Origin of the sequence: Pantoea sp. BS_8, from assembly GCF_041954965.1 — a bacterium.
Taxonomy (GTDB): Bacteria; Pseudomonadota; Gammaproteobacteria; order Enterobacterales; family Enterobacteriaceae; genus Pantoea; species Pantoea stewartii.
The window spans coordinates 1-3,884 of record NZ_JAVAXU010000024.1 but is presented as its reverse complement, the minus strand read 5'-3'; the positions used below and the strand labels follow the sequence as shown (position 1 = coordinate 3,884).

6 tRNA genes and 2 rRNA genes are annotated in these 3,884 nt (G+C 50.9%); all 8 read right to left on the bottom strand.

The features are described 5' to 3' along the window. Window positions 1-63: 63 nt before the first annotated feature. The 8 genes from RAC65_RS22195 to RAC65_RS22160 all read right to left on the bottom strand — a co-directional run bounded on the left by RAC65_RS22195 (window position 64) and on the right by RAC65_RS22160 (window position 3,811). Window positions 64-144 (bottom strand) — tRNA-Leu (locus RAC65_RS22195). Window positions 145-157: 13 nt separating this feature from the next. Continuing rightward, window positions 158-233 (bottom strand) — tRNA-Lys (locus RAC65_RS22190). 5 nt (window positions 234-238) lie between these two features. Then, window positions 239-313: transfer RNA gene (locus RAC65_RS22185), tRNA-Gln, on the bottom strand. Between the two features lie 87 nt (window positions 314-400). Further along, window positions 401-476 (bottom strand) — tRNA-Asp (locus RAC65_RS22180). A 3-nt stretch (window positions 477-479) separates the two neighbouring features. Beyond that, window positions 480-556, bottom strand: a tRNA-Met gene (locus RAC65_RS22175). Between the two features lie 12 nt (window positions 557-568). Further along, window positions 569-684, bottom strand: a 5S ribosomal RNA gene (gene rrf / locus RAC65_RS22170). Window positions 685-733: 49 nt separating this feature from the next. Beyond that, a 23S ribosomal RNA gene (locus RAC65_RS22165) occupies window positions 734-3,655 on the bottom strand. Between the two features lie 80 nt (window positions 3,656-3,735). Further along, a tRNA-Ala gene (locus RAC65_RS22160) sits at window positions 3,736-3,811 on the bottom strand. Between the last annotated feature and the right edge of the window lie 73 nt (window positions 3,812-3,884).

The following is a 3,884-nucleotide window of genomic DNA, read 5'->3' as shown; positions in this document are numbered from 1 at the left end:
GCAAGGTTGTATTCTACCACTGAACTACTTCCGCAAGACATGTTTGAGATATTTTATTAAAAGTGCGGGTGAAGGGAGTCGAACCCCCACGCCAAAGGCGCTAGATCCTAAGTCTAGTGCGTCTGCCAATTCCGCCACACCCGCATATTAATTAAAATGGTGAGCCATGAAGGACTCGAACCTTCGACCCTCTGATTAAAAGTCAGATGCTCTACCAACTGAGCTAATGGCTCGTAAATGGCTGGGCTAGCTGGATTCGAACCAGCGCATGACGGAGTCAAAGTCCGTTGCCTTACCGCTTGGCTATAGCCCATCGAAATAATTATCTTCTTTCCAAAGACAAATGTTATTGTAACATAATGTCCAATAAAAAACAACTGCTGTATAGCAGAAGTTAAAATGGCGGTCCCGACCGGGGTCGAACCGGCGATCTCCTGCGTGACAGGCAGGCATGTTAACCACTACACCACGGGACCATTTGGTTGCGGGGACAGGATTTGAACCTGCGACCTTCGGGTTATGAGCCCGACGAGCTACCGTGCTGCTCCACCCCGCGACAATATAAATAGCTTGGCGACGTCCTACTCTCACAGGGACAAGGTCCCAACTACCATCAGCGCTAGAGAGCTTAACTTCCGTGTTCGGTATGGGAACGGGTGTGACCTCTCTGCCATCATCACCAAACTATGAAGGCATATTCCTTCAAAACTAGATAACATTTGCTACATATTATATGGTTAAGTCCTCGATCTATTAGTATTCGTCAGCTCCACATGTCACCATGCTTCCACCTCGAACCTATCAACCTGATCATCTTTCAGGGATCTTACTAGCTTACGCTATGGGAAATCTCATCTTGAGGGGGGCTTCATGCTTAGATGCTTTCAGCACTTATCCCTTCCGCACATAGCTACCCAGCTATGCCCTTGGCAGAACAACTGGTACACCAGCGGTGCGTCCATCCCGGTCCTCTCGTACTAAGGACAGCTCCTCTCAAATTTCCTACGCCCACGACGGATAGGGACCGAACTGTCTCACGACGTTCTGAACCCAGCTCGCGTACCGCTTTAATGGGCGAACAGCCCAACCCTTGGGACCGACTACAGCCCCAGGATGCGATGAGCCGACATCGAGGTGCCAAACCTCCCCGTCGATGTGGACTCTTGGGGGAGATAAGCCTGTTATCCCCGGGGTAGCTTTTATCCGTTGAGCGATGGCCCTTCCATGCGGAACCACCGGATCACTAAGCCCGACTTTCGTCCCTGCTCGACTTGTAGGTCTCGCAGTCAAGCTCCCTTATGCCTTTGCACTCTACGAATGATTTCCAACCATTCTGAGGGAACCTTTGGGCGCCTCCGTTACACTTTAGGAGGCGACCGCCCCAGTCAAACTGCCCACCTGACACTGTCTCCCGGGTCGATAAGACCCGTAGGTTAGAATTTCAATACAGTCAGGGCGGTATCCCACCAGCGCCTCCACCGAAGCTAGCGCTCCGGTTTCAATGGCTCCCGCCTATCCTGTACAAACTGTACCAAAATTCAATATCAGGCTACAGTAAAGCTCCACGGGGTCTTTCCGTCCTGTCGCGGGTAACCTGCATCTTCACAGGTACTATAATTTCACCGAGTCTCTGGTTGAGACAGTGCCCAAATCGTTACACCTTTCGTGCGGGTCGGAACTTACCCGACAAGGAATTTCGCTACCTTAGGACCGTTATAGTTACGGCCGCCGTTTACTGGGGCTTCAGTTCAGAGCTTCGCTTACGCTAACCCCTCTCCTTAACCTTCCAGCACCGGGCAGGTGTCACCCCCTATACTTCGCCTTACGGCTTCGCAGAGAGCTGTGTTTTTGCTAAACAGTCGCTTGGGCCTATTCACTGCGGCTTTCCGTTAAGAAAGCACCCCTTCTCCCGAAGTTACGGGGTCATTTTGCCGAGTTCCTTAACCAGAGTTCTCTCGCACACCTTAGGATTCTCTCCTCGCCTACCTGTGTCGGTTTGCGGTACAGGCACCTTTTATCTCGCTAGAAGCTTTTCTTGGCAGCGGGGAATCAAAGACTTCGCTCCATAAGGAGCTTCCCCATCACAGCTCAGCCTTTACGATAAGCGGATTTGCCTACTTATCAGCCTAACTGCTTGGACGTGCACAACCAATCGCACGCTTCTTCTATCCTTCTGCGTCCCTCCATTGCTCAAACGATAAAGAGGTGGTACAGGAATATCAACCTGTTGTCCATCGCCTACGCCTGTCGGCCTCGGCTTAGGTCCTGACTAACCCTGAGCGGACGAGCCTTCCTCAGGAAACCTTAGGCATTCGGTGGACGGGATTCTCACCCGTCTTTCGCTACTCATACCGGCATTCTCACTTCTAAGCACTCCACCAGTCCTTCCGGTCTGACTTCACTGTCCTTAGAACGCTCCCCTACCACTGATACCATTGGTATCAATCCGCAGCTTCGGTGGTGTATTTAGCCCCGGTACATTTTCGGCGCAGAGTCACTCGACTAGTGAGCTATTACGCACTCTTTAAATGGTGGCTGCTTCTAAGCCAACATCCTAGTTGTCTAAGCAACTCCACATCCTTTTCCACTTAATACACACTTTGGGACCTTAGCTGGCGGTCTGGGCTGTTTCCCTTTTGACTACGGATCTTATCACTCGCAGTCTGACTCCTAAGGATAAGTCATTGGCATTCGGAGTTTGACTGAATTCGGTAATCCGATGAGGACCCCTAGTCCAATCAGTGCTCTACCTCCAAGACTCTTACACTTAAGGCTAGCCCTAAAGCTATTTCGGGGAGAACCAGCTATCTCCAGGTTCGATTGGAATTTCTCCGCTACCCACACCTCATCCCCGCACTTTTCAACGTGCGTGGGTTCGGGCCTCCATTCAGTGTTACCTGAACTTCACCCTGGACATGGGTAGATCACCTGGTTTCGGGTCTACGACCACGTACTAAACGCCCTATTCAGACTCGCTTTCGCTGCGGCTCCGCCTCTTCAGCTTAACCTCGCACGGGATCGTAACTCGCCGGTTCATTCTACAAAAGGCACGCCATCACCCGTTAACGGGCTCTGACTATTTGTAGGCACACGGTTTCAGGATCTCTTTCACTCCCCTTCCGGGGTGCTTTTCACCTTTCCCTCACGGTACTGGTTCACTATCGATCACTAGGGAGTATTTAGCCTTGGGAGATGGTCCTCCCAGATTCCGACGGAATTTCACGTGTTCCGCCGTACTCAGGATACATTCAAGAGAGAACGAAGTTTCGACTACGGGGTTGTTACCCTCTACGACGGACCTTTCCAGGTCGCTTCGTCTACCTCGTTCCTTTGTAACTCCGTATAGAATGTCCTACAACCCCAAGAGGCAAGCCTCTTGGTTTGGGCTATGTTCCGTTTCGCTCGCCGCTACTCAGGAAATCGCATTTGCTTTCTCTTCCTCCAGGTACTTAGATGTTTCAGTTCCCTGGGTCTGTCTTCCTTACCCTATGTATTCAGATAAGGATACCATACCATTACGTATGGTGGGTTTCCCCATTCGGAAATCTTCGGATCAAAGCTTACTTACAGCTCCCCGAAGCATATCGGCGTTAGTCCCGTCCTTCATCGACTCCTAGTGTCAAGGCATCCACCGTGCGCCCTTTCTAACTTAACCAAACTAAAAATTAAAAAATATGAGCTACACTGTTATCTAGTTTTCAAAGAACATACCATTTGCTATTTAAAATAGCTTTTTGGTGGAGCCTAGCGGGATCGAACCGCTGACCTCCTGCGTGCAAGGCAGGCGCTCTCCCAGCTGAGCTAAGGCCCCAAAATGTATGGTGGGCCTAAATGGACTCGAACCATCGACCTCACGCTTATCAGGCGTGCGCTCTAACCAGCTG